Source organism: Variovorax paradoxus (assembly GCF_022009635.1).
In the GTDB taxonomy this organism is placed as follows: Bacteria; Pseudomonadota; Gammaproteobacteria; order Burkholderiales; family Burkholderiaceae_C; genus Variovorax.
In genome coordinates this window covers 4,072,114-4,095,490 of the sequence record NZ_CP091716.1, presented here as the reverse complement: position 1 = coordinate 4,095,490, position 23,377 = coordinate 4,072,114, and the positions used below count along the sequence as shown (strand labels likewise).

The following is a 23,377-nucleotide window of genomic DNA, read 5'->3' as shown; positions in this document are numbered from 1 at the left end:
GCCGTGGCCCTGACGTGGGCTACACCAGCCGGTGGATCGCCTTCTTGCGCCACACCAGCTGGTAGTACGCGGTCTGCAGCAGCAGCATCGCGCCGAATGTCACCGGGTAGGCGATCCAGATGCCGTCCAGCCCGAGGCGATGGCTCATGGCATACGCCACCGGCACTTCCACGCCCAGGATGCAGACGATGGAGATCAGCGTCGGCACCAGCACCGAGCCGCTGGCCCGCATGATCCCCGACAGCGCCGAAGCCATGCCGAAGATCACCAGGCTCCACAGCATGATGTGCAGCAGCGTCTGTGCGATCTCGAGCACCGGCTCGCTCGTGATGAAGAACGCCATGAGATGGCGCGAGAACAGGTAGCCCAGCACCACCAGGCCGCCGGTCAGCACCACGTTCATGAGCAGCGCGGTCTTGGCGATGGCGCCCAGCCGGTTGGCTCGGCCGGCGCCGATGGCCTGCGCGCCGAGGATCGACGCGGTGATGGCGATCGAGATGGCCGGGAACTGCACGTACGCCACCACCTGGTTCACCGCGCCGTACGCGGCCGTGGCGCTGGAGCCGTAGCTGTTGACCATCGACAGCAGCACCACTTCGGCCAGCGCGACCACGATCATCTGCACGCCCGTGGGCACGCCGATCTTGAGCACCGCCTTGAGCAGTTGCGGCTGGATGCGCAGGTTGCGCATGAACTCCGCGTCGGGCGCGAGCGGGCTCTTGCGCTGGCGCAGCCGGAAGCCCAGCCAGATGGTCGCCACCGTGAACGACAGCACCGAGGCCCAGGCGCCGCTCGCCACGCCCAGCTGCGGCAGGCCGCCCCAGCCGCGGATGAGCGCGGGCGTGACCACCAGCCCGATCAGCGTGGAGATCATCAGCGTGAGCAGCGGCGTGACGGTGTCGCCCACGCCGCGCAGCATGGCGGTGGCCAGCAGGAACACGAAGAGACCCGGCATCGCGATCAGCATGATGCGGGCGTAGCGCGTGGAGTCGGCCAGCACATCGGGCGGCGTGCCGAGCGAAGCCAGCATCGGCGTGGTGAACGCGCCGCCGAACACCGCGATGACGAGGCCCGTGAGCACGCCCACGGTGAGCGTGGTGCCTGCCACGGCCTTGGCCTTGGCGGCATCGCGCGCGCCCCAGGCCTGGCCTATGAGCACCGAGGCGCCGGCACCCAGGCCGATGATGAAGGCGATGAAGAAGAACATCACCGGAAAGAAGCTCGACACCGCCGCCAGCGCGCCCACGCCCAGCATCTGCCCGACGTAGATGTTGTTGAGCGTGCCTGAGAGCGATTGCAGGATGTTGCTGAGCAGCATCGGCGCAAGGAACAGGAGGAAGACCTTCCACAGCGGACGCGCGGCGCCGACGGGCGCGACAGGCACGCCCTTCATGCCGCTGGGGCCCGTGGTGCCGGGTGCTTCAGGGGGTGCTCTCATGCATGGCTCCAGCCGGGGGCGGACAGTTCTTGGAGATGGGCGCGCAGGTCGGCGGGCCAGGGTTCGATCAGGTTGCCGAAGCGTTGCTCTTCGCCGGCGAACAGCGCGCGCGTGGCTTCCTCGAAGCCGGGCAGGTTGCCCGCGATGGCGGTCATGACGCGGTAGGTGGTTTCGCGCGCGGCGCGCACCACGTCGCGGTCGGCGTGCACGCGGCGGGCTTCGTCGACCAGCTTGCGCAGCGCGACCGAGGCGCCGCCGGGCTGGCGGCCGAGCCAGTCCCAGTGGCGCGGCAGCAGCGTGACTTCACGCGCGACCACGCCGAGCTTGGGGCGTCCGACGCCGCGCGGCGTTTCGTCGCGGTGCTCGGCCTCGGGGTCGGGCAGCTCGCGCAGGTCGAGGTCGAGCTGCGCACCGGTCTGGTCGTCGAACACGAGATAGGGGCCCGGGTCGTCGCGGCGGCGGAGCTGCTCGAGCACTTCGGCTCGGGTGCCGCGTGCGATGCGCCGGAAATCGAAGAACACCGTGAGGGTGGTGGGAGGGGTGTCTGGTGACATGCGGATGTTGTGTTTCCTGATTCCTGTCGAAAGAGGAAGGCCGGGAGAAACGAGGTGCGTAATCTACCCGCTGCGGCGCCCGCGCGTGCGTCGCGCTGTCGCTCACAGGGCTCGCAACAATTCGTGGGCGTCGGCAAGCTGCCGCTGATCGACGCAGCGAACGGCTTCCTTGCAATGCGCTTCGACGGTCGTGACCGCGTCGCGCACCAGTTGCCGCCCGCCGGACCGAAGCGCGGCATGGCGGCGGGTGTCGTTGCCCGAGCCTTCCACGCGCTCGGCCAGGCCGGTTTTTTCGAGCAGCACCATCTTGCGGATCAGCGCCGACATCGAAAGCCCCAGCGTGCGCGCCAGCTCGACCATCGGCATGCGGCCTTGCTCCGCGCGCAGCAACATGTAAAGGAGGGTGAAGTCTGCGAAATTCAAGCCGTGGAAAGCACCGAGATCGTCGTCGAGCTTGAGCGTCAGGCTGGCATGAGCGCGGCCCAGGTCCAGGCAGAAGGCGAGGGCGTCGGTGCTCATGGCTTGTTGTAGCCCTTCTCGCCGAAGCACTGCAGTTCTTCCTGCCAGAGCGCGAGCAGCTTTTCGAGTTCGTCCTTGCGGTCGAAGGCCGGGTCGTCCTTGCGCTCCTTGACGCGGTCGATCACCTCGAAGCTGAAATGCGCGGCGCCAAGCGCGGCCCAGTCCTGTCCCAGGGGCTTGCAGCGATGGGAGCCCATGTCGAGTTCGAAGCGTGCGCGGTTCATGGCGCCTTCGACGTCGAGGCTGCCGCCCACATAGACGCGGCCGTTCACCGTGTTGCGCACGACGAAGACGCCGGCCGGGCGCACGGATTCCTTGTATTGGCGGCTCAGGGCGCGCCTGTTTTCGGCTGACAGGTTCATGCGCCAAATATTACCCGGATTAAATTAAATCAGCAATACACCCGGGTAAAATTAACGATTCAGCCTTCCTTGAATCGCCGCCATCCCCGCGCGATGCGTCCCTTGAGCGCGCGAACCATGCGCCACGGCCTGCTCTGCCGCACGATGGTGAGCACCCGGTCCTTCCAGGCTTTCCAGCGTGGATACCAGCGCGCGAACCACGGGATGCGCATGAGCGGCCGTTCGACCAGCTGGAAGATCCGCGCCACGATGGCCGTGCCGACCAGCTTGGCCAGCACCAATACCGTCAGTGCGGTGGCGGCATGGCCGCGGCTGAAAAGGAAGAGCGCCAGCACCTTCACCGGCAGCAGCAACATCACCGGCACGAAGAAGGCCAGCAGCGCGCCCCAGGGCGGCAGTTGGCGCAGGTGGTTTTCGAGGCGGGCCCAGAAGGGAAGGCGCGCGAGACGCGCCATGAGCGCGGCCAGCGGCTCCCAACCCCACTCCTCGAAAAGCAGCACCGGAACGAGGAGCGCGATGCCAAGAGCGCGGACGAAAGCACGAAGGACGCGCAAGACGCGCGCGAAAGGTGTCATCCGCGAAGGTTAAGGCAAGGCGCGGCTTTCGCGGCGCCCGCCGCCGGCCCTACTTGCGGACCGGCAGGAAGAACAGGTACTCGCCGCGGCCCAGTTCCGGCGTCACTTCATAACCTGGGCACACGTCGCCTTCGCACTGGATGATGACGACGCGCGGCCAGATGGTCGCCGCCGTCGGGTAGCCGGGCATGTATTGCGGCACATGCCAGACACCCAGATCGCCGACCGGCTCGGCGTTGTCGGTGCCGGTCGCGTTCTGCAAGCCGCTGCCCATGTTCATGCGCTGGATGCGCAGCATGTCCACGGGCGGCGGTGCCGCCGCCGCGGCCGTTGCCAGGCAACACGCCGCGGTCCAGAGAAATACGGTCCTGGTCATCATGGACTCCGCGCGCTCACTGCGGGTAGGTCGTCGATTGCGGCGCGGTGGCGATGTCGCCGACCGGTTCCGCCGACAGCAGGCGCTGTGCGCGCAGGGCTTCGGCCACGTCGTTGGCGTCCATGGTCATCACCGTGGCGCTGGCGACCGGCATGGCGATCGCGGCCGGCGGTTCGGCTGCGGCGACCGGTTGTTCCACCGGGGGCGCTGCTGGCGGCACGACGGCTTGCGCGACCGGCTGCACGACGGGCTCCGAGACCGCGACGGGCGGGGGCTGCACCACCGCGACAGGCGCCGGCGGCGGGGCGGGCACGGGTACCGGCGGGGCCATCGCCACGGGCGCGACTGGAACTGGCGCGGCGGCGACAGGAGCGGCGGGCGCAGCCGGCCGGGTCGACGAAATCAGGGGCGCACCGGCCGACGAGGCCTGCGGGCCGTAGGCGCTCACGCGTTCGTCCGCGGTCATCGATTGCGGGCACTTGGTGCCGGTCATCTCCAGGGCCGCCTGGGCCGCCGGGTCCATGCAGTCCATGGCCAGCGACGCTGCCTTCATGCCCTTGTTCCAGAGCTCGCGGCTCATCTTCAGGCGCTTGCAGTGCTCGTCCGTCCAGGTGGTGCCGAAACTGAGGCCGACACCGGGGCCGTTGGCGCTGGCGCTCGTGCTGCCCATGCAGGTGTCGTTGCTGGTGGTCAGGTTGGGCCCGTTGACCGACGGCACGTTCTTGATCGTGTAGCTGCCCCCGTACTCGACGCCTGTCGTGCCGCTGTTGCTGATGTTCTGGGTGCTCGTCACGCTCGATGTGGTGTTCGAGGGGCTCGCGAACGTCACGGCCTGGTTGTTGCCCTGCGCCGACGTGGTGGCCGAACTACTCGACCCGTTGTTCGCGCCGCCTGTCGTCTGAGCCATTGCCGCCGCGGATACGGTCAGCAATGCGAGGAAAAACAATTTTTTCATTTTCTCAACTCCTTTGAAGGCCGGGGGAGGGGCCGGGGCCCCTCCCCATTTCCGAGTCCAACAACCGCTACTTGAAGTTCAGTTCAGGGTGCCGATGCGGTTGCGCCGGCGCTGGCCACGCCGCCGGTGCCGCCACCGTTGGTGAAGCCGCCGGCATTGCCGAAGTGGAAGTTCGTCACGCCCATGGAGCCGCCGGTCGAGCCCGCCGTTGCCGACGTGGTGGTGCCGTTGATGAAGCCGTTGACGGCACCCGACGAAGCGCTGTAGCCCGAGGTCGTGCCCGAAGTGCGGGTCACCACGGCCAGGCCGCCGCCAGGGCCGGCAGCCGTAGCGGCCGTGTTGTTGGTGGTGGAGCTGGCGCTACCGCCCGCACTGCCGCTGATAGGGTTCGAGCCGCCGGCGCTGTAATTGGCGTTGGAGGCAGCGCTGGAATTGGCCGAAGCGTTGGCACCGCCCACTGCGAGGCCGTTGCCCGTCGTTGCGGCCACGCTGGTCACCGAGCCTTGCGTGGTTGCCGTGCCGCCTGCCGTCGCGCCGCCAAGGCGAATGCCAGGGAAGCTGACCGCGCCGCCTGCTGCGTTGGCGCTGGCCGACGAGCTGGAATTGGCCGCGTTGTAGCTCAATGCGCTGCCGGTGCCGGAGCTTGCTGCCACCGATCCCGCGGCACTGGAAGAGCCGGTCGAGGTGCTGGTGGCGGCAAGAGCCGTCGTGCTGGTGGCCGAAGCGACGCTTCCAACCAGAATCACTGCGATCGCGATGAGAGTCTTCTTCATGATGCTTCCTCGAAAGTGTGTGAAACAAACCCGATCGCCGGACCATCCGGCCATCAGCTAACGGTCAGTGAACGCGGAATGAAATGTTTCCGTGGCGACCGGGATGCAGTTTCAGCGTCGAGAAGGGGAAGAAAAATGCCTCAGGTTGGGTAATGCGAGGCTATGGCGAAAGGCGTGGATGAGGCGGTCTCGGGCAGGCATATGAAACCAGTTCTCCATGCGGCGGCCCTCTCAAAAACTACAACTTTCGTTGGACACCAAACTCGATTCGCAACAGAATGCAACCAAAGTAAACAAAAAAACTTAAACCTGAATTTTGAGTAGAAATGGATTAACTTTTAGTCACGAACACGGTCGTCCATTTGTCACAAAGGGGTTGGAATGGAAAGCGAACTCGACATTTCATTGACAGACATCGGAACTGGGGCTAGGAAATATTCCAACCCCGGACAGTTCGGCGGGCTGCTCGCACCGGCCGCCGACACACTCCCATGGCCTGACTTTCTGACTGGTCAAGAGACCAAGCCGGTGCGGGTTCTTCTGGTCGACGACGACCCCTTCGTGAGACGCGTGATCGGGGGTGCGGACGAAAACTTGGACTACCAAGAGGTAGTTCATGTATTCCTACGAAGACCGAATCCGAGCCGTTGAGCTCTATATCAAGCTGGGCAAGCGCGTCAGACCGACCATCCGTCAGTTGGGCTATCCCACCAAGAATGCATTGAAAGGCTGGTACGCTGAGTATCAAGAGCGGCTCGACTTGCCGGTGGGGTACGCAGGTCGAGAACCCAAGTTCTCTCAGGCGCAGAAGGCTGCGGCCATCGAGCACTACCTCACCCACGATCGCTGTATTGCTGCCACGATGAGGGCCCTGGGCTATCCAGGCAGGGGAACCCTGACCAAGTGGCTTCGTGAAGCCCTTCCTGAGGCCAGGAAGGCTGTCGTTGGCAGCGTAGGCCAACGAAGGTATCCCGTGTCCTTGAAGCAGGCCGGAGTCATGGAGCTTTGCACCCGGCAGGAAAGTGCACAGTCTGTTGCCGACAAGCTGGGCGTGTGCCGGCCAACGTTGTACAACTGGAAGAACCAGCTTCTGGGACGTGAGGCACCCGCATCCATGAAACACACCGATCAATCACCGCAGGCGCGAGAGCGAGAAGAGCTCGAACGCCAGGTTGAGATACTGCGCCGCGAAGTCAGGCAGCTGCGCCTTGAGCAGGACCTCTTAAACAAGGCCAATGAACTGTTAAAAAAAGGCCTGGGCGTCGATCTGCAGCTCCTGTCCAACCGGGAGAAGACACTGCTGATTGACGCCCTCAAGGAGCACTATGGCCTGCCAGAGCTTCTTGCACAGTTGGGTCTTGCGCGCAGCTCCTACTTCTACCATCGGGCGCGTGCAGCAGCGGGAGACAAGTACCTCTCCGCGCGTCGTGCGATCACCGAGATCTTTGAGTCGAATCATCGCTGCTACGGCTACCGCAGGCTGCAAGCCTCGCTGACCAGGCAGCAAGGCCCGATCTCCGAGAAGGTGGTGCAGCGCCTGATGAAGCAGGAGAGCCTGGTTGTAGCTAGGCCCAAGAGGCGGCGGTATGCGTCTTACCTGGGCGAGATCAGCCCGGCACCAGAGAACATCATCAACCGAGACTTCCAGGCTGCAGCGCCCAACGAGAAATGGCTGACCGACATCACGGAGTTCCAGATCCCTGCGGGCAAGGTCTACCTGTCGCCGATCATCGATTGCTTCGACGGGATGGTGGTGAGCTGGACCATTGGCACGAGCCCGGACGCTGAACTGGTCAACACCATGCTGGATGCTGCGATAGAGACTGTGACGGAGACCAGCGACCGACCAGTGGTCCACTCAGACCGCGGAGGGCACTACCGCTGGCCAGGCTGGCTATCGAGAATGAGCGAAGCGAACCTTACCCGTTCGATGTCCCGCAAGGCCTGCTCGCCTGACAACGCAGCCTGCGAGGGATTCTTCGGGCGGCTGAAGAATGAGCTGTTCTATCCTCGGGACTGGAAGGGCACGACCATCGAGCAGTTCATTGGGGTGGTCGATGACTACATCCGCTGGTACAACGAGAAGCGGATCAAGATCTCCCTTGGCTCCCTCAGCCCCATCGAATACCGGGTGAGCCTTGGACTTGCGGCATAAAACCAGTCCAAGTTTTTATCCGCACCCCCATCGCGCAGGAATTGCTGAGCGATCTGCGCATCCAGCTCGAAGGCCAGGCCGGCACTTTGCGCGAAGGACGGCGGCTGCTGATGCAGCATGAGTTCGACGTGCTGATGGTGGACATCCGCCTCGGAGACGGCAGCGGATTCGAGCTGATCGAAGAGGCCAAGAAACACCGCAGCGCGGCAGAGATCATCGTCATCTCGGCGCTCGAGGACGAACCCCAGGTGCTGCATGCCTTCGAGCTCGGCGCCTCGGGTTATCTGGTCAAGAACGCGTGGTTCCAGAGCTATGCGCAGGCCGTGCTTCAGGTGGTCAACGGGGGGGCCGCCATCACCCCCCGGCTGGCCCGCCGGCTGCTCGTGCACCTCGATCACAAGCGCTCGAATGTGAACCCGGTGCGTCCGCCGGACAGCAAAGCGACGTTATCGGTCAGGGAGCGCGAAGTGTTGCGACTTGTAGCGACGGGGTATGTCACCGAAGAGATCGCGCTGCAGCTCACCATCAGTGCCCAGACGGTTAACGCGCACGTCAAGAACATCTACCGCAAGCTGCACGCCCACACCCGGGCCCAGGCGGTGAGTTTCGCGTCCCACCGGGGCCTGCTTTAAGGGCATGCGATGCTCACGCCGGAGGTCTTTCACCTACCGCACTTCCTGGAAGACCAGTACGTGTGGTTGTCGATGGCCTCGTGGTGCGTGCTGCTGAGCTGGCTGTGGAAGCGCATTCCCCGTCGGCGGGTGCTGATGTGGGCCGCGCTGGCCGCCGCGATGCACCTCACGCCGGTGACGGCGCAGGTGATCCGGGCCAGCTCGGCCATCACCGTCATGGCGCACGACATGCCGGTCACCTTCTGGGCGCTGCAGGCGCTCAACGTGGTGGTGCTGTGCATGATCGTGAGCATCTGGTACTTCTCCCAGCGGCGCGTGGCGCGCGGGCGCCTGGTGCAGGCCGTGCTGGCCGAGCGCCGGCGCATCGCCAACGACCTGCACGACGGCGTGGGCTCCCGGCTGGTGGCGCTGCTCGCCAGCCAGGACCCGAAGACCGCCGCCGCGCCCGACAGCCTGTCGATGGCCCTGCAGGCCTGCCTGCTCGAACTGCAGATGACGGTGGACGACCTGGACGACCAGACCAGCGCCACCGCCGTCGAGCGGCTGGCCCACCTGCGCTACCGGCTCAGGCCCGCGTTCGACCGCCTGGGCGTCACGCTGGCATGGGACATCTCCGATGCGGCGCATGACCAGCCGCTGCCGCCTGAAACCACCATGCAGATCTGCCGGGTGGCGCAGGAGGCGCTTTCGAACGCACTGCGCCACTCGCGCGCGACCCGCGTCGAGCTGCATTTCGGCCTGCAAAGCAGCCCGAGACGCCTGATGCTCGAGGTGCGCGACAACGGGCGCGGTATCGGCATCGGCGCCGCTGCCGGCCAGCCGCCCGAGCGGCTCGGCAAGGGCCTGCGCAGCATGCGCGCCCGCGCCGAGGCCATCGGGGGCGAACTGGTCGTGGCGGATGTCGCGCCGCAAGGCCTGTGCGTGCGCCTGCTGGTGCCTTGCGAGCCCGGCAAGGAAGCCTCGCAGACCGGCGGCCGGCCCGAGGCCGAAAGCATGCTGTAACACGCCCGCCGCGCCAGGCGGCCGGGCGCCGTTCGCGCCTATGGCAAACTCCCGCGCTTTGCCAGGGACGCGCTCAAGACATGCAGAAAATCATTCGCCAGCTCGCCGCCGAAATCAAGGTCGGCGAGAACCAGGTGAAGGCCGCCGTCGAACTGCTCGACGGAGGCGCCACGGTTCCGTTCATTGCCCGCTATCGCAAGGAGGCCACCGACGGCCTCGACGACACGCAGCTGCGGGAACTGGAAGCCCGCCTTTCCTACCTGCGCGAACTCGAAGACCGCCGCGTGGCGGTCCTCAAGGCGATCGACGAGCAGGGCAAGCTGACCCCCGAGCTGCGCGCCGCGATCGAATTCGCGCCGACCAAGCAGGAGCTGGAAGACATCTACCTGCCGTTCAAGCAGAAGCGCCGCACCAAGGGCCAGATCGCCCGTGAATTCGGCATCGAGCCGCTGGCCGACAAGCTCTTGGCCGACCCCACGCTCGACCCCGCCGTGGAAGCCAAGGCCTTCCTGCAGCCCGCCACCACGCTGGACGACGGCAAGCCGGGCCCCGATTTCTCCACCGTGCCGCTCGTACTCGACGGCGTGCGCGACATTCTTTCCGAGCGCTGGGCCGAAGACGCCGCGCTGGTGCAGAGCCTTCGCGTCTGGCTCTGGAACGAAGGCCTGCTCAAGTCGAGCCTGATGTCCGGCAAGGACGAAAACAACGCCGACGTCGCCAAGTTCCGCGACTACTTCGAATACGACGAGCCCATCGGCCGCGTGCCGTCGCACCGCGCGCTGGCCGTGTTCCGCGGCCGCGCGCTCGACATCCTCGACGCCAAGCTGGTGCTGCCCGTGGAGCCCGAGCCCGGCAAGCCGAGCGTCGCCGAAGGCCGCATCGCGCTGCACCTGGGCTGGAGCCACGCCGGCCGCCCGGCGGACGACCTGCTGCGCAAGTGCGTGGCCTGGACCTGGCGCGTCAAGCTGGCGCTGTCGACCGAGCGCGACCTGTTCACCCGCCTGCGTGAAGATGCAGAGAAGGTCGCCATCAAGGTGTTTGCCGACAACCTGCGCGACCTGCTGCTGGCGGCGCCCGCCGGCCCGCGTGTGGTGATGGGGCTGGACCCCGGCATCCGCACCGGCGTGAAGGTGGCCGTGGTCGACTCCACCGGCAAGCTGGTCGAGACCGCCACCGTGTTCCCGCACGAGCCGCGCAAGGACTGGGAAGGCTCGCTGCACACGCTGGGCAAGCTTTGCGCCAAGCACGGCGTGAACCTGATCGCCATCGGCAACGGCACCGCCAGCCGCGAGACCGACAAGTTGGCGGCCGACCTCATCAAATTGCTGGCCAAGATGGCCGCGCAAGCGGGCGCGCCGGAAATCCAGGTCGACAAGGTGGTGGTCAGCGAAGCCGGCGCCTCCGTGTATTCGGCCAGCGAGTTCGCCTCGCAGGAAATGCCCGACGTGGACGTGAGCCTGCGCGGCGCCGCCTCCATTGCGCGCCGCCTGCAAGACCCCCTGGCCGAGCTGGTGAAGATCGACCCGAAGAGCATCGGCGTGGGTCAATACCAGCACGACGTGAACCAGAGCGAACTTGCCCGCACCCTGCAGGCCGTGGTGGAAGACTGCGTGAACTCGGTGGGCGTGGACCTGAACACCGCGAGCGTGCCGCTGCTCAGCCGCGTCTCGGGCCTGTCGGCCAGCGTGGCCAAGGCGGTGGTGCGCTGGCGCGAGTCGAACGGCGCGTTCGCCACCCGCAAGCAGCTGCTCGACGTGACCGGCTTCGGCCCCAAGGCCTTCGAGCAGAGCGCGGGTTTCCTGCGCATCCGCGGCGGCACCGATCCGCTGGACGTGACCGGCGTGCACCCTGAAACCTATCCGCTGGTCGAACAGATCATCGTGAAGACCGGCAAACCCATCGCCGAGCTGATGGGACGCGCCGAGATGCTCAAGACGCTGAAGCCCGAGCTGTTCGCCAACGAGAAGTTCGGCGTCATCACCGTCAAGGACATCCTGGGCGAACTCGAGAAGCCCGGCCGCGACCCGCGCCCAGACTTCAAGGTGGCGCGCTTCAACGACGGCGTGGACGACATCGCCGACCTCAAGGAAGGGATGATCCTGGAAGGCACCGTGAGCAACGTGGCCCAGTTCGGCGCCTTCGTCGACCTCGGCGTGCACCAGGACGGCCTGGTCCACGTGAGCCAGCTGAGCCACAAGTTCGTGAACGACGCGCGCGAAGTCGTCAAGACCGGCGACATCGTCAAGGTCAAGGTGATGGAAGTGGACGTGGCGCGCAAGCGCATCGGCCTGTCGATGAAGCTCGACGCGGCGCCCGCGCGCCGCGACGGTCCGCGCGACAACCGCTTCGAAGGCGCGGGCCGCGGCCAGCAGCAACAAGGCCGCCGCGACAACTCGCCGCAACCGGCCGGGCAGATGGCCAGCGCGTTCGCCAAGCTGCAGGGGCTGCGCAAGTAGGTAGTGGCTGGAAGGCGTTCACCCGTTAAACTAGTCATCTAACTAGTCTGATGGGTGATTGCCATGAAAACCTGGCCGGTACAGGACGCCAAGGCGCGTTTCAGCGAGTTTCTCGAGGCTTCTCTGGTCGAAGGACCGCAGATGGTGACCAAGCGTGGCGCCGAGGTAGCCGTGCTCGTTCCGGCAGCGGAATGGCGGCGTCTGCACGCCACGGCCAAGCCTTCGCTCAAGGACTTGCTGCTCTCGACCGAAGCACGCACCGAGTTCCTGGTTCCCCAGCGGGGTGCCGCGCGCAGGCGCAGCATCACGCCGATGCGCTGAGGCCGCCATGTACCTGCTGGACACGAACGTCATTTCCGAACTCCGCAGGCCGCGTCCGCATGGCGCGGTGGTTGCGTGGCTCACACCCATTGCGGACAGCGATCTTCATCTCTCGGCGGTGACGCTCGGAGAGATCCAGGCCGGCATCGAGCTCACTCGCGAGCAGGACGCAGCCAAGGCCAACGAGATCGAACAGTGGGCCTCGTTGGTCGCTGCGTCGTACAACGTCCTTCCCATGGACGCGGAAACCTTCAGGCTCTGGGCCAAGCTGATGCACCGCAGCTCGAACACGCTCTACGAGGACGCGATGATTGCAGCCACGGCCAAGCAGCATGCGCTGACCGTGGTGACCCGCAACGTGGCGGACTTCACAGGGTTCGGCGTCGACGTACTCAACCCCTTCGAGCACGAGCGGGCATGAAAGCCCTGCGCATCTACGCCGGCCCCGCGGCCCGCAAGCACATCGAGCAGCACGGCCTGCGTCCGCAGGACGTGCGCACCATTCCCGGTGCGGCGGGTGGGCCCAAGGGGCTGATCCTCGGGCCGCTCGACCGCTTCATCTTCGGCCGCTGGCTCACGCAGAGCAGCCAGCAGGTGCACCTGGTGGGCGCCTCGATTGGCGCGTGGCGTTTGTCGACGGCCTGCCTGTCGGACCCGGAGGCGGCGTTTCAGCGTTTCGAGCACGACTACGTGCGCCAGCAGTTCGAGGTGCCGCCGGGGCAGAAGCGGCTCAGTCCGCGGCAGCTCAGCGAGCGCTTCGCGGAGAGCCTGGACGATTTCTACGGCGGGCGCATTGCCGAAGTGCTGAGCCATCCGCGCTACCGGCTGCACGTGGTGACTTCGCGCGGGCGCCACATCCTAGGGCGCGAGGGCAAGGCGCGCACGCCGGTGGGCTACCTGGGTGCCTTTGCCACCAACAGCCTGAACCGCAAGGGGCTGGGCGCCTGGCTGGAGCGCTGCGTGTTTTCCACGCCCGGCGCTGCGCTGCCTTTCGGCACGCGCGACTTCCGCACGCGCCAGCATGCGCTGAGCGAAGCCAACTTCAACATGGTGCTGCAGGCCTCGTGCTCCATTCCGTTCCTGCTGGCGGCGGTGCACGACATCCCGGGCGCGCCGCGCGGCGCCTACTGGGACGGCGGCATCACCGACTACCACCTGCACCTGGACTACCAGCCGGCCGACGACGGCCTGGTGCTGTATCCGCATTTCCAGCAGGCGGTGGTGCCGGGCTGGCTCGACAAGGGGCTGCGCTGGCGCCACAAGGCCAGCGGTTTCCTCGACCGCATGGTGGTGCTCGCGCCCGATCCCGAATGGGTGAAATCGCTGCCCAACGGCAAGCTGCCCGATCGCAAGGACTTCATCCGCTTCGCGAACGACGCGCAGGCGCGCATCGACGCCTGGAGCCGAGCCACGCGCGAGGCCCAGCGGCTGTCCGACGAACTGCAGGACTGGCTTCAGCGCGACGGCGTGCCAGAGACGCTTCCGCTCTGATCCGCCGGCCTCGCGTGCCCGGCAATGGCCAGCGGCGCCGCGCAGTCGAGGATGTTCACTTCCACCTTGTCGCCCACCTTGGGCACCACGCCGGCCGGCAGCCGGCCGGTGCCCAGCGAGCGAGAACGCACGCCGCCGTTGCGAAAGCGCACGACGGCATAGGGCGCATCGGGTCCGCCGTTGGTGCCGCAGTCGCGGTCGGCGGTGCTGGCCAAATCGGCCATGCGGCCCACTTCGACGACCTGCGCGGCACGCCAGCCGGCCGCATGCGCCGAGTGGTCGAAGGAATAGGCGTCGAACGAAGTACAGCCGCCCAGCGCCAGCGCGCACAGCACCACGGCGCGCGCTGCGGATGTCACGGCGCGGCCCCTGCGATGGCCGCCGTGGCCTGGATCTCGACGCGGTATTCCGAATCGATCAGCTTGGCACCCACCGTGGCGCGCGCAGGCGTGTGGCCGGCCGGCACCCATTCGTCCCACACCGAATTCATGGCTTCGTAGTCGCCCACGGTGCGCAGGTAGATCGTCACGCTCACAAGGTCCTTGCGGGTCGCACCCTGCGTGGCGAGCATGGCGTCGATGTGCTGCAGGATCTCGCGCATCTGGCCCGTGATGTCGAGCGACGGGTTCTCCGCCACCTGGCCCGACAGGTAGATCAGACGGGCGGTGCCCAGGTCGACGGTCACCATCTCGCTGAAGCGGGGACCCATCTCGTGGCGAATGATGTTCATGGCAATGCGGGTTTCGATGCGTTGGGAGAAACAGGAGAAGAAGAGTCGGCAAGCTGCGCCGGCGGCGCGTTCCACCAGCCGCCGCCCAGCGCCTGGAACAGCGCTGCAGCATCCGTCAGCCGCAGCGCGCGCGCCTGCACCAGGTTCAGCAGCGCCTGCTGTTCGGCCTGCTGCGCGATGCGCAGCGCCAGCGGGCTTGCGTCGCCCAGCCGCACCTGCGTGCGCGTACGCGCCAGGCTCTGCGATGCGGTGCGTTCGGCTTTGACGGCGGCCTGCAGCGCGCGGGTGTCGGCGTCGATGGCTTCGAGCGCATTGGCCACGTCCTGGAAGGCGCTCAGCACCGTGGCGCGGTATTGCGCGCCGGCCTGGTCGAACGAGGCGCGGGCAGCCGCCTCGCGGTGCTTGAGCGCGCCGCCGTCGAACACGGTCTGCGTCACGTTGCCCGCCAAGCTCCAGAAGAGGGACGACGACTTGAAGAGCTGCGACAGCGTGTAGGCCGACGATCCGTAGCTCGCGCCCAGCGTCACGTTGGGCAGCCGCGCGGCCACCGCCACGCCGATGGCGGCGCTGGCGGCCTGCAGCTGCGCTTCGGCGGCGCGCACGTCGGGCCGGTGCTCGACCAGCGTGGAGGGCAGCGTCCGGGGCAGCTCGCCGGGCAACTGCAGCGCGTCGAGCTCGAAATGCGCCGCCACGCCTTCGCTGGGGTAGCGCCCGGCCAGCGTGGCCAGCAGGTTGCGCTGCTGCGCCAGTTGCTTGTCGAGCGGGGGCAGGGTGGCTTCGGTGGCGGCCAGCGAGGCTTCCTGCGCATCCACGTCGGCCACGGCGACCTGGCCCAGGCCCAGTTGCTTGCGGTAGGCCTGCAGCACTTCCTTCTGGTCCGCGATGATCGCCTGCGTGGCGCGCTGCTGGGCACGCAGCGAGGCTTCGGTGATTGCAGCCGCCACCACGTTGCTGCTCAGCGAGAGCTTCGCGGCCAGCGTCTGGAAGCGCTGCTGCTCGGTCTGTGCCTGCGCGCCTTCCACCTGCCGGCGCGTGGCGCCGAACACGTCGGGCGTGTAGGAAACCGTCACCTGCGCGGTGTGCAGCGTGTAGAGGTTGGCGTTCGACGACACCGGGCTCGCGACCGCGCCGGCCACGCGCTGCCGCGTGGGCGAGTAGCCCAGCGCCACGGTGGGCCAGAAGGCGGCGCGGTCGGCGGCCTCGTTTTCCTGCGCCACGCGCAGCGCGGCATCGGCCGCCTCGATGGTCGGGTTGCCGGCCAGGCTCTGCACCACCAGCGCATTCAGAGGCTCCGAGCGAAAGGCCTGCCACCACTGGGCCGGCACGTCGAGGTCGGGCGAGAAGCGGGGCAGCGGCACGCCCTCGGCTTCGGTGCTGCTGGCGGGCGCGGACGTGTACTGCGTCGGCAGGTTCAGCGGCGGCCGCACATAGTCGGGCCCGGCCGCGCAGCCGCCCAGCAGCAGCGCGATGCCGGCCGCCACGGGCGTTGCAAGGCTTGTCTTTTTGATCATGATGATTTCCCTGCCTTGCTCAACGGTCGCGGCGCGAGCGCACGCCCCAGCCCTTGCGTTCGAACAGGCGCTCCAGCGCGAAGAACAGCGTCGGCAAGATGAACAGCGTCAGCAGCGTCGACACCACCAGCCCGCCCACCACCACCGTGGCCAGCCCCCGCTGCACGTCGGTGCCCACGCCCGTGGCCAGCGCCGCCGGCAACATGCCGATGGACGCCACCGTGGCCGTCATGAGCACCGGCCGCAGCCGCTCGGTCGCGCCTTCGAGCACCGAGGCTTCCAGCGCCAGCCCTTCGCCGCGCACGCGCCGGAAGTTCGCGACCATGATGATCCCGTTCTGTATGGACACGCCGAACAGCGCGATGAAGCCCACCGCCGTGGCCACGTTGAGCGTTTCTCCGGCCACGTGCACTGCAATCAGCCCGCCCAGCGTGGCCATCGGCACCACGCCCAGGATCAGCGCCACGTGCCGGATCTTTCCGAACTGGAAGAACAGCAGTACGGCCATGATCGACACCACGATCAGCAGCGACACCGCCAGCCGCGCCTGCGCCCGCTGCTGGTTCTCGAACTGGCCGGCCCATTGCAGCCTGAACTTGGCGTGGTCGAACTTCACGTCCTTGGCGATGCGGTCCTGGGCTTCCACCAGGTAGGACGCCAGGTCGCGGCCGCGGTTGTCGATGCGCACCGTGATCTGGCGCGAATTGAGTTCATGCGAAATGGTGCTCTCGCCGGTCTGCAGCTTCACGCTGGCCACCTGCGACAGCGGAATCTTGGCGCCGCCCGCGCCGTTGAGCAGCAGCGAGCCGATGGCCTCGGTGCCGCTCTTGGCCGACTTGGGCAGCTTGACGGTCACGTTGTAGGTGCGGTCGCCGCTGTACACGGTGATGACGGGCGCGCCGCCCATGCCGGTCTGCACCAGGCTGGCCACGTCGTTCGCGTTCACGCCCAGCCGCGCCGCCGCTTCGCGGTCGAGCTTGATGACCACCTGCGGAATAGGCGGCTCCTGGAACAGTGAGGCCGACGCGGTGCCGCGCACGGTGTGCAGCAGGTCGACGATCTCGTTGCCGATGCGCCGGCTTTCCTTCAGGTCGTCGCCGTAGATGCGCAGCACCAGCGGGCTGTGCGCGCCGCCCACGGCGTCGTTCACGCCGTCGATGATCGGCTGGCTGATGCCTACGTCGAAGCCCGGCATCTTCGAGAAGCGCTCGTTCAGCGTGCGCACGAAGGCGGCCTTGTTCACGCCGGCGGGCCACTCGCTGTAGGGCTTCAGGCCCACGGGCACTTCCACGTGCGAAGGCGTCCAGGGGTCGGTGCCGTCGTCGTTGCGGCCCAGCTGCGTCACCACGTAGGACACCTCGGGGTACTCGAGCAGCACGTGGCGCAGCTCCGCTGTCATTTCGCTGGCCTTGTCCAGCGACAGGCCCGAGGGCAGCTGCACCTGCAGCCACAGCGCGCCTTCGTCGATGTCTGGCAGGAACTCGCGGCCGGCGGTGGCCCCCAGGATCGCCACCGCGGCCAGCGCGGCGATGCTCAGCGCATAGGCGATGGCCGGCACGCGCAGCAGATGGCCCAGCACGCGGCGGTAGGCGCCGGTGAGCCACACCAGCGGCTTGTTGACGAAGGGCTTCATCGGCTTGCGCAGCGCCACGTAGGCCAGGCTGGGAATCAGCGTGATCGCGCACAGCAGCGCGCCCACCAGCGCATAGCCCACGGTGAAGGCCATCGGCTTGAACAGCTTGCCCTCGGCGCGCTCGAAGGCGAACAGCGGAAAGTACGCCGTGATGATGATCAGCGTGGCGAAGAAGATCGGCCCCGACACATGGCTCACCGTCTCGAGGATGTTGCCCTCGGTGAGCGTGGCGTGGGGCTCTTCCTCGCGCCTGCGCAGGATGGCTTCCATCACCACGATGGCACCGTCCACGATGATGCCGAAGTCGATCGCGCCCAGCGAGAACAGGTTGGCCGGCATGCGGGTGAAGTGCATCACGATGAACACCGTGACCAGCGACATCGGAATCGCCACGGCCGCCACCACCGCGCTGCGCGGGCTGCCCAGGAAAAGAATGAGCACGAAGCACACCAGCGCCATGCCTTCGAGCACCGTGTGCGTCACCTTGTCGACCGTGAGCTTCACGAGGTCGTCGCGGTCGATGTAGGGCACGATCTTCACGCCCATGGGCGCAAGCTGCGCCTGCAGCTCGTCGATCTTCTTGTGCACGCCCTCGAGCACCCTGGAGGGGTTCTCGTACTTGAGCATCAGCACGATGCCTTCGATGGTGTCGGGATTCCTGTCCTTGCCCAGGATGCCGCCGCGCTCCTGGTGCCCGAACTGCAGGCGCCCCAGGTCGCGCACCAGCACCGGCGAGCCGCCGGACTGCGACACCACCACCGCGCCCAGGTCGTCCAGCGAGGTGATGAGGCCGATGCCGCGCACCACGTAGCTCTGCTCGCCGCGCGCGATGCGTCCGCCGCCGGCGTTGGCGCTGTTGTTGTTGATGGCCGTCACCACGTCGCTCAGCGCCAGGCCGTACTTCTGCAGCGCCGCGGGGTCGAGCTCGAGCTGGAACTCCTTGGTGAAGCCGCCGAAGTTGGTGATGTTGACCACCCCCGCAACCTGGCGCAGCCCGGGAATCACGATCCAGCGCTGGATCTCCGACAGCTCCATCAGGTTCTTGGTGTCCGACTCCAGCGTGTAGCGGTAGATCTCGCCCGCCGGACCCGCCACCGGGTCGAGCCCGGGCTGCGCGCCCGAAGGCAGCGAGACCTGGCCGATGCGCTCGGTCACGCGCTGGCGCGCGAAGTAGTCGTCGGTGCCATCCTTGAAGGTGAGCGTGATCAGCGAGAGCCCGAAGGTGCTGCTCGAGCGGATCGAGGCCAGCCCGGGCGTGTTGCTCAGCGCCCGCTCCAGCGGCGTGGTGATCTGCTGCTCGATTTCTTCCGAAGCCAGGCCGTTGACCTGGGTCGTGACCTGCACCGTCACGTCGCCCAGGTCGGGATAGGCCTCGACCGTCATCTGCGTCCACGACCAGGCGCCGAACAGCACCAGCGCGATGGACATCGCCCAGACCAGGTGTCTGCGGCGAAAGAACTGGGTGATGATGAGATTAATCATTCAGCAGCACACCGCCACGCACCACCACGCGCTCGCCGGCATTCAGCCCGCTGCGAATCCGCACCTGGTCGCCGTCCTCGCGGCCCAGCTCGACCATGCGCCGCACGAAGGTCCAGGGCTCGGCCTCGACGAACACGCTCACGGCGTCGTTGTTCATCAGCAGCGCCGAGGCCGGCACCTGCGGCTGCGCCGCCTGCGGCACGCCGAGCACCGCCGTCGCATACATGTTGGGCTTGAACAGCCCCTCGGGGTTGGCGAACACGATGCGCGCCTTGGCGCGGCGCGTGTCGGCTTCGAGCACCGCGCTCACGAAGCCGACCTTGCCGGTGAAGCGGCGGCCCGGGAAGGCGGCCAGCGAGACCGTCACGTTCTGGCCGGGCGCGACCGCGCCCACCACGTTCTCGGGCACGTTCACCGTCACCCAGACCGAGTCGAGGTTGGCCACCGTCATCAGGGTGGCGGTGGCGTCGTTCAGGTTGGCGCCGGCGGCGGCGTTCAGCGCGGTGACGGTGCCCGAGATGGGCGCGACGATCTTCAGCAGCTGGCCGGCCTGCGCGCCGCTGCCGTCCGCGCCCAGGCTGCGCAGGCGCGTTTCGCTGCGGCGCAGCTCGGCTGTCTGCTGCGCGACGGCGCTCTGGGCGGCTTCCACGTCCTTGGCGGCGTTGGAGCCGGCCTCGTTCACGCCGCGCGCACGCACCAGCGCACGCTGCGCCAGGTCGAGCGCGTCGCGGGCCTTCTGGGCGTCGGACACGGCTTGCGCCAGGTCGGGCGAGGTCATCGTGGCCAGCACCTGGCCGCGCTTGACCGTGTCGCCCAGGCGCACCTTCAGCTCGGCCAGCTTGCCGGTCAGCGGCGGCAGCACGTTGACGGTGCTGGCCGGGTTGGCTTCTACCGTGGCGGGCAGGCTCACGTCGTGCGGCGAGGCCTGTTCGCCGACCGTGGCGACGCGCAGCCGGTCGCGCAGCGGCGAGCCTTCGGGCACGGTCAGCCGGTTTCCCTGGCGAACCAGCATCGGCGCGGGGGCGGTGGCGGCCACGGTGGCCGCATGGGCGTTGTTGTCGAAGGAGTCGACGCACAGCGCCGCGCACGTCAGCACGCCGAAGAAGATGCGCGCAGGCGTGATCTGGTAGAGGGATTTTTTCTTCATCTCAGGACATCCGTTGGGGCCGGACGCACTGCGCACGGAATCCCTTTCCATGCCCTTGATCTGCCCCGTCGCCCCAAGGAAGGTTACGAAAGCACGACTGAAGAAGCTCCCAAGAAATCCTGAAGTTTTCTTCAGAATCGGGGCCCGGGCGCCCGCCGGGCGCGGCATGATCCACCCCGATGAGAATTCTGTTGATCGAAGACGACCGCAAGGCCGCGCGCCTGCTGGCCCGCGGGCTGCAGGAAGAGGGCTTCGTGGTCGATGTGGTGCACACGGCCGAGGAGGGCGACGAGGAAGCCTTCGTCATTGCCTACGACCTGATCGTGCTCGACTGGATGCTGCCCGGCAAGGACGGCCTGACCCTGTGCCGCGACCTGCGCCAGCGCGGCTGCAAGACCCCGGTGCTGATGCTCACCGCCCGCGACGCCCTGGGCGACCGTGTCACCGGCTTGAACACCGGCGCTGACGACTACCTGACCAAGCCCTTCGCCTTCGACGAACTGCTGGCCCGCGTGCGCGCCTTGCTGCGGCGCTCCGAGATCATGCGGCCCATGGTGCTCACGCTGGCCGACCTGAGCCTGGACCCGCTGAGCCAGCGGGTGCTGCGCGGCGGCATGGTGCTCGACCTGACGCACAAGGAATTCGCGATCCTGCAGATCCTGCTGCGCCATGCCGGCGAGGTGGTGAGCCGCTCCCGGCTGGCCGAGCAGGTCTGGAAGGACGACCTGATCGCCATCGACAACCTGATCGACGTGCACATCGGCAATCTGCGCCGCAAGGTCGACGCGCCGCCCGCGCCGCCGCTGATCCACACCGTGCGCGGGCGCGGCTTCAGGCTGGCGCTGGCCGAAGACACCGGCAGCAGCGGCGGCACCGGCCATGCTTAGTTTCCGCAGGCGGCTGGCGCTGGCGCATGTCAGCGTGATCGTGGTGGTGATGACGATCGCCGCCTTCGGCTCTTACTTCGTGTTCTCGCGCAACGTGCACGGCGAGCTCGACGCGGCGCTGCTCGCGCTGGCCGAGACCGAGCTGGGCATGCTGCTGTCGGCGGGCGATGGCGACGCGGTCATCGTGCACGAGGCGCCGCCCGGCCCGGCCGCGCCTTCGTTCGTGCGGCTCGACCGTCTGGTGCAGATCGTCGACGCCGACGGCCGGGTGCTCGCGCGCAGCAGCAACCTGGGCGAGGCGCAACTGCCCATTCCCCCCGTGCTGCGCGAGCGGCTGGCCGCCGGCGAGACCGTGTTCGAGACGCTCGACGGCTTCGGCGAGGAGCCGACCCGCATGGTGTCGGTGCCCGTGCCCGGGCGGCAGAAGCTGCTGGCGGTGCAGGTCGCGGGCTCGCTCGACGACGTGAACCGCACCCTGGGGCTGGCCAGCGTGCTGTTCCTGATCCTGGGCATTTCGCTGTTGCTGGCACTGGCCGCGGCGGGGGCGCTCATCACGCGCCGCGCCTTCGGCGCCATTGCCGACGTGGTGCAGCAGGCCCGGCGCATCAGCGACGCTAACCTGGGCGAGCGCCTGCCGCACCCGGGCACGCGCGACGAGATCGGCCGGCTGGTCGACACCCTCAACGACATGCTCAGTCGCATCGAGAACGGCATGGAGGCACAGCGCCGCTTCACTTCCGACGCCTCGCACGAGCTGCGCTCGCCGCTGTCGCGCCTGCGCACCGAGCTCGAACTCGCGCTGCGCCGGCCGCGCGATCCGGCCGATTACGTGGAGACGCTGCATTCGTCGCTGGAAGAGGTGGAGTCGCTCACGCTGCTGGTCGAAGAGCTGCTGGTGCTCGCGCGGATCGACGCCGGCCAGGAGCGCGACGCGGCCGAAAAAGTGTCGCTCAACATGCTGGCCGAGGACGCGGTGCGGCGCCTCGAACCGATGGCCAGGGAACGCCGCCTGTCGCTGGTGCTGGAGCCTTCGCCGCCGGTGGCCGCGCGGGTGGCGCGCGGCGCGGCGAGCCTGGCGCTGGCCAATCTGCTGGACAACGCGCTCAAGTTCTCGCCGCCCGGCACGGTGGTGAGCGTGAGCGTGCGCGCCGACCTGGAGGCGAACGAGGCAATCCTCAGCGTGTCGGACCACGGGCCGGGCATTCGCGGCGATGAGTTGCCGCACCTGTTCGAGCGCTTCTATCGCGGCGCCACCGCGCGGTCGGACGAGAAGACGCCGGGGCTCGGGCTGGGGCTGGCGTTGTCGCAGGCAGTGGTGCATGCGCATGGGGGGCGCATCCAGGCGGCGAACGAGGTGGGGGGCGGGGCACGCTTCGACATGCGGTTGCGGCTGGCGCGCTGAGACGCGGGCTCATCAATCAGGCGAAAGCCGGCAAGATGCGGCTGATCGGCGTGGCCGCCGCGCCCGAGGAGTTCGACGCGTTCATTGCGTCGGAGACCACCAAGTGGGGCAAGGTCATTCGCACGGCGGGGGTGAAGGCGGAATAGTGCGCGGCAGCAGCATCTCGATGTGCGGAATGCCGTCTTCGTCATAGGGCTCGCCGACCTCGACGAACCCGAACGACGCGTAGAACTTCCGAAGATAGAGCTGCGCGCCGATGCGCAGCGCGGCGCCGGGCCACAGCGCCCCGGCGTGGGCAAGGCCGCGTGTCAGCAGTTCCTGGCCCAGCCCCTGTCCGCGATGCGCCGCGCCCGTCAGCACGCGCCCGATCGAGGCTTCCCGGTACGACACGCCCGGCGGCACCAGGCGCAGATAGGCCACAAGCTGTCCGCCGTCGAGCGCGTAGAGGTGATGGGCCTGCATGTCCTTGCCGTCCGGGTCGAGGTAGATGCAGCGCTGCTCCGCAACGAACACCTCGCTGCGCGCCGACAGGATCAGGTACAGGTCGCGCGTGCTCAGTGCGTCGAAGCTTTATTGATGCCATTCCATGATGAGGTCCTTCGCGCCGAACATAACAGGCACGGTCGCTGCTACGCCTCTCGGTACTCAGACCCGCATGCCCCCCAATGAAGCATTTCATCGTCGAAATCGACTACCTCGTTCCGCTCGAAAGAATCCAGCAATCCGTGGCGCCGCACCGCGCCTATCTGCAACTGGGCTACGACGCCGGCCTGCTCCTTTGCTCCGGCCCCAAGGTGCCGGCGACCGGCGGCTTCATGCTGGCCCGTGCGGAATCGCTCAAGGCGCTGGAGGCCTTCTTCGCGCAAGACCCTTTCCACACCGAGCAGCTCGCGAGCTTCACCTTCACCGAGTTCAATCCGGTGAAGCGGCAGGGCTGGGCCGAGGCCTGGTTTGCGGAGCCCTCGGCGGCCTGACG

General features: G+C 67.5%; 25 protein-coding genes and 1 pseudogene. 12 read left to right on the top strand and 14 right to left on the bottom strand.

The window, feature by feature from the left end; translation table 11 throughout:
- Nucleotides 1-19 precede the first annotated feature (19 nt).
- The 7 genes from L3V85_RS19005 to L3V85_RS18975 all read right to left on the bottom strand — a co-directional run bounded on the left by L3V85_RS19005 (nucleotide 20) and on the right by L3V85_RS18975 (nucleotide 4,617).
- The gene (locus L3V85_RS19005; protein WP_414080136.1) at nucleotides 20-1,438 is read right to left on the bottom strand and encodes an MATE family efflux transporter; all 1,419 of its coding nucleotides are present in this window, start codon (nucleotides 1,436-1,438) and stop codon (nucleotides 20-22) included.
- Entirely contained in the window at nucleotides 1,435-1,992 is a 558-nt protein-coding gene (locus L3V85_RS19000; RefSeq protein WP_237674297.1) for a DUF2239 family protein, read from the bottom strand. Before L3V85_RS19000 ends, L3V85_RS19005 begins: the two co-directional genes overlap by 4 nt.
- Nucleotides 1,993-2,094: 102 nt before the next feature.
- Nucleotides 2,095-2,511: a MarR family winged helix-turn-helix transcriptional regulator gene (locus tag L3V85_RS18995; protein ID WP_237674296.1), complete on the bottom strand. Its 417-nt coding sequence runs from the start codon at nucleotides 2,509-2,511 to the stop codon at nucleotides 2,095-2,097.
- On the bottom strand, nucleotides 2,508-2,873 hold the full coding sequence (locus L3V85_RS18990; protein ID WP_237674295.1) for a GIY-YIG nuclease family protein: 366 nt from the start codon (nucleotides 2,871-2,873) through the stop codon (nucleotides 2,508-2,510). The genes L3V85_RS18995 and L3V85_RS18990 overlap by 4 nt, the downstream gene beginning before the upstream one ends.
- A gap of 59 nt (nucleotides 2,874-2,932) precedes the next feature.
- Entirely contained in the window at nucleotides 2,933-3,448 is a 516-nt protein-coding gene (locus L3V85_RS18985) for a hypothetical protein (protein WP_237674294.1), read from the bottom strand.
- Between the two features lie 49 nt (nucleotides 3,449-3,497).
- Nucleotides 3,498-3,824, bottom strand: coding sequence for a hypothetical protein (locus tag L3V85_RS18980; RefSeq protein WP_237674293.1), 327 nt, complete (start codon nucleotides 3,822-3,824; stop codon nucleotides 3,498-3,500).
- A 16-nt stretch (nucleotides 3,825-3,840) separates the two neighbouring features.
- The gene (locus L3V85_RS18975) at nucleotides 3,841-4,617 is read right to left on the bottom strand and encodes a hypothetical protein (RefSeq protein ID WP_237674292.1); all 777 of its coding nucleotides are present in this window, start codon (nucleotides 4,615-4,617) and stop codon (nucleotides 3,841-3,843) included.
- Between L3V85_RS18975 and L3V85_RS37350 the strand changes: the two genes are divergently transcribed.
- The gene (locus L3V85_RS37350; RefSeq protein WP_272933817.1) at nucleotides 4,598-4,726 is read left to right on the top strand and encodes a hypothetical protein; all 129 of its coding nucleotides are present in this window, start codon (nucleotides 4,598-4,600) and stop codon (nucleotides 4,724-4,726) included. The genes L3V85_RS18975 and L3V85_RS37350 overlap by 20 nt on opposite strands.
- Before the next feature lie 136 nt (nucleotides 4,727-4,862).
- On the opposite strand, the gene L3V85_RS18970 is transcribed toward L3V85_RS37350, so the two are convergent.
- On the bottom strand, nucleotides 4,863-5,552 hold the full coding sequence (locus L3V85_RS18970; RefSeq protein WP_237674291.1) for a hypothetical protein: 690 nt from the start codon (nucleotides 5,550-5,552) through the stop codon (nucleotides 4,863-4,865).
- Nucleotides 5,553-5,933: 381 nt separating this feature from the next.
- On the opposite strand from L3V85_RS18970, the pseudogene L3V85_RS18965 reads away from it, so the two are divergent.
- The 8 genes and pseudogenes from L3V85_RS18965 to L3V85_RS18930 all read left to right on the top strand — a co-directional run.
- Nucleotides 5,934-6,128, top strand: a pseudogene (locus L3V85_RS18965) (DNA-binding response regulator); the annotation flags it as partial.
- 40 nt (nucleotides 6,129-6,168) lie between these two features.
- A complete protein-coding gene (locus L3V85_RS18960) occupies nucleotides 6,169-7,707 on the top strand; it encodes an IS3 family transposase (protein ID WP_237674290.1) in 1,539 nt (512 codons plus the stop codon).
- Nucleotides 7,677-8,339, top strand: coding sequence for a LuxR C-terminal-related transcriptional regulator (locus L3V85_RS18955; RefSeq protein WP_423838547.1), 663 nt, complete (start codon nucleotides 7,677-7,679; stop codon nucleotides 8,337-8,339). The genes L3V85_RS18960 and L3V85_RS18955 overlap by 31 nt, the downstream gene beginning before the upstream one ends.
- Before the next feature lie 9 nt (nucleotides 8,340-8,348).
- On the top strand, nucleotides 8,349-9,341 hold the full coding sequence (locus tag L3V85_RS18950) for a sensor histidine kinase (RefSeq protein WP_237674289.1): 993 nt from the start codon (nucleotides 8,349-8,351) through the stop codon (nucleotides 9,339-9,341).
- Between the two features lie 80 nt (nucleotides 9,342-9,421).
- Complete coding sequence (locus L3V85_RS18945) at nucleotides 9,422-11,797, top strand: Tex family protein (protein ID WP_237674288.1); 2,376 nt, start codon at nucleotides 9,422-9,424, stop codon at nucleotides 11,795-11,797.
- A gap of 63 nt (nucleotides 11,798-11,860) precedes the next feature.
- Nucleotides 11,861-12,118 (top strand): type II toxin-antitoxin system Phd/YefM family antitoxin, encoded by a 258-nt coding sequence (locus L3V85_RS18940; RefSeq protein WP_237674287.1) that lies wholly within the window; start codon nucleotides 11,861-11,863, stop codon nucleotides 12,116-12,118.
- 7 nt (nucleotides 12,119-12,125) lie between these two features.
- Nucleotides 12,126-12,539: a type II toxin-antitoxin system VapC family toxin gene (locus L3V85_RS18935; RefSeq protein WP_237674286.1), complete on the top strand. Its 414-nt coding sequence runs from the start codon at nucleotides 12,126-12,128 to the stop codon at nucleotides 12,537-12,539.
- Nucleotides 12,536-13,609 carry a phospholipase gene (locus L3V85_RS18930; RefSeq protein ID WP_237674285.1) on the top strand — a complete coding sequence of 358 codons (1,074 nt, stop codon included), beginning with the start codon at nucleotides 12,536-12,538 and terminating at the stop codon, nucleotides 13,607-13,609. Before L3V85_RS18935 ends, L3V85_RS18930 begins: the two co-directional genes overlap by 4 nt.
- Here the strand turns inward: L3V85_RS18930 and L3V85_RS18925 are convergent.
- From L3V85_RS18925 to L3V85_RS18905, 5 genes are read right to left on the bottom strand one after another with little or no spacing between them, the layout of a single operon-like run.
- Entirely contained in the window at nucleotides 13,573-13,968 is a 396-nt protein-coding gene (locus L3V85_RS18925; RefSeq protein ID WP_237674284.1) for a hypothetical protein, read from the bottom strand. The genes L3V85_RS18930 and L3V85_RS18925 overlap by 37 nt on opposite strands.
- Complete coding sequence (locus L3V85_RS18920) at nucleotides 13,965-14,339, bottom strand: RidA family protein (protein ID WP_237674283.1); 375 nt, start codon at nucleotides 14,337-14,339, stop codon at nucleotides 13,965-13,967. Before L3V85_RS18920 ends, L3V85_RS18925 begins: the two co-directional genes overlap by 4 nt.
- A complete protein-coding gene (locus L3V85_RS18915; RefSeq protein WP_237674282.1) occupies nucleotides 14,336-15,850 on the bottom strand; it encodes an efflux transporter outer membrane subunit in 1,515 nt (504 codons plus the stop codon). Before L3V85_RS18915 ends, L3V85_RS18920 begins: the two co-directional genes overlap by 4 nt.
- A 19-nt stretch (nucleotides 15,851-15,869) precedes the next feature.
- Entirely contained in the window at nucleotides 15,870-18,965 is a 3,096-nt protein-coding gene (locus L3V85_RS18910) for an efflux RND transporter permease subunit (protein WP_237674281.1), read from the bottom strand.
- Complete coding sequence (locus L3V85_RS18905; RefSeq protein ID WP_237674280.1) at nucleotides 18,958-20,112, bottom strand: efflux RND transporter periplasmic adaptor subunit; 1,155 nt, start codon at nucleotides 20,110-20,112, stop codon at nucleotides 18,958-18,960. Before L3V85_RS18905 ends, L3V85_RS18910 begins: the two co-directional genes overlap by 8 nt.
- Nucleotides 20,113-20,291: 179 nt before the next feature.
- On the opposite strand from L3V85_RS18905, the gene L3V85_RS18900 reads away from it, so the two are divergent.
- Nucleotides 20,292-20,999 carry a response regulator transcription factor gene (locus L3V85_RS18900; RefSeq protein ID WP_237674279.1) on the top strand — a complete coding sequence of 236 codons (708 nt, stop codon included), beginning with the start codon at nucleotides 20,292-20,294 and terminating at the stop codon, nucleotides 20,997-20,999.
- Nucleotides 20,992-22,401 carry a sensor histidine kinase gene (locus L3V85_RS18895; RefSeq protein WP_237674278.1) on the top strand — a complete coding sequence of 470 codons (1,410 nt, stop codon included), beginning with the start codon at nucleotides 20,992-20,994 and terminating at the stop codon, nucleotides 22,399-22,401. Before L3V85_RS18900 ends, L3V85_RS18895 begins: the two co-directional genes overlap by 8 nt.
- A 114-nt stretch (nucleotides 22,402-22,515) precedes the next feature.
- Here the strand turns inward: L3V85_RS18895 and L3V85_RS18890 are convergent, their stop codons facing one another.
- Nucleotides 22,516-22,914 (bottom strand): GNAT family N-acetyltransferase, encoded by a 399-nt coding sequence (locus tag L3V85_RS18890; protein WP_237674277.1) that lies wholly within the window; start codon nucleotides 22,912-22,914, stop codon nucleotides 22,516-22,518.
- Between the two features lie 152 nt (nucleotides 22,915-23,066).
- On the opposite strand from L3V85_RS18890, the gene L3V85_RS18885 reads away from it, so the two are divergent.
- Complete coding sequence (locus L3V85_RS18885; protein ID WP_237674276.1) at nucleotides 23,067-23,375, top strand: YciI family protein; 309 nt, start codon at nucleotides 23,067-23,069, stop codon at nucleotides 23,373-23,375.
- The last annotated feature ends 2 nt before the right edge of the window (nucleotides 23,376-23,377 follow it).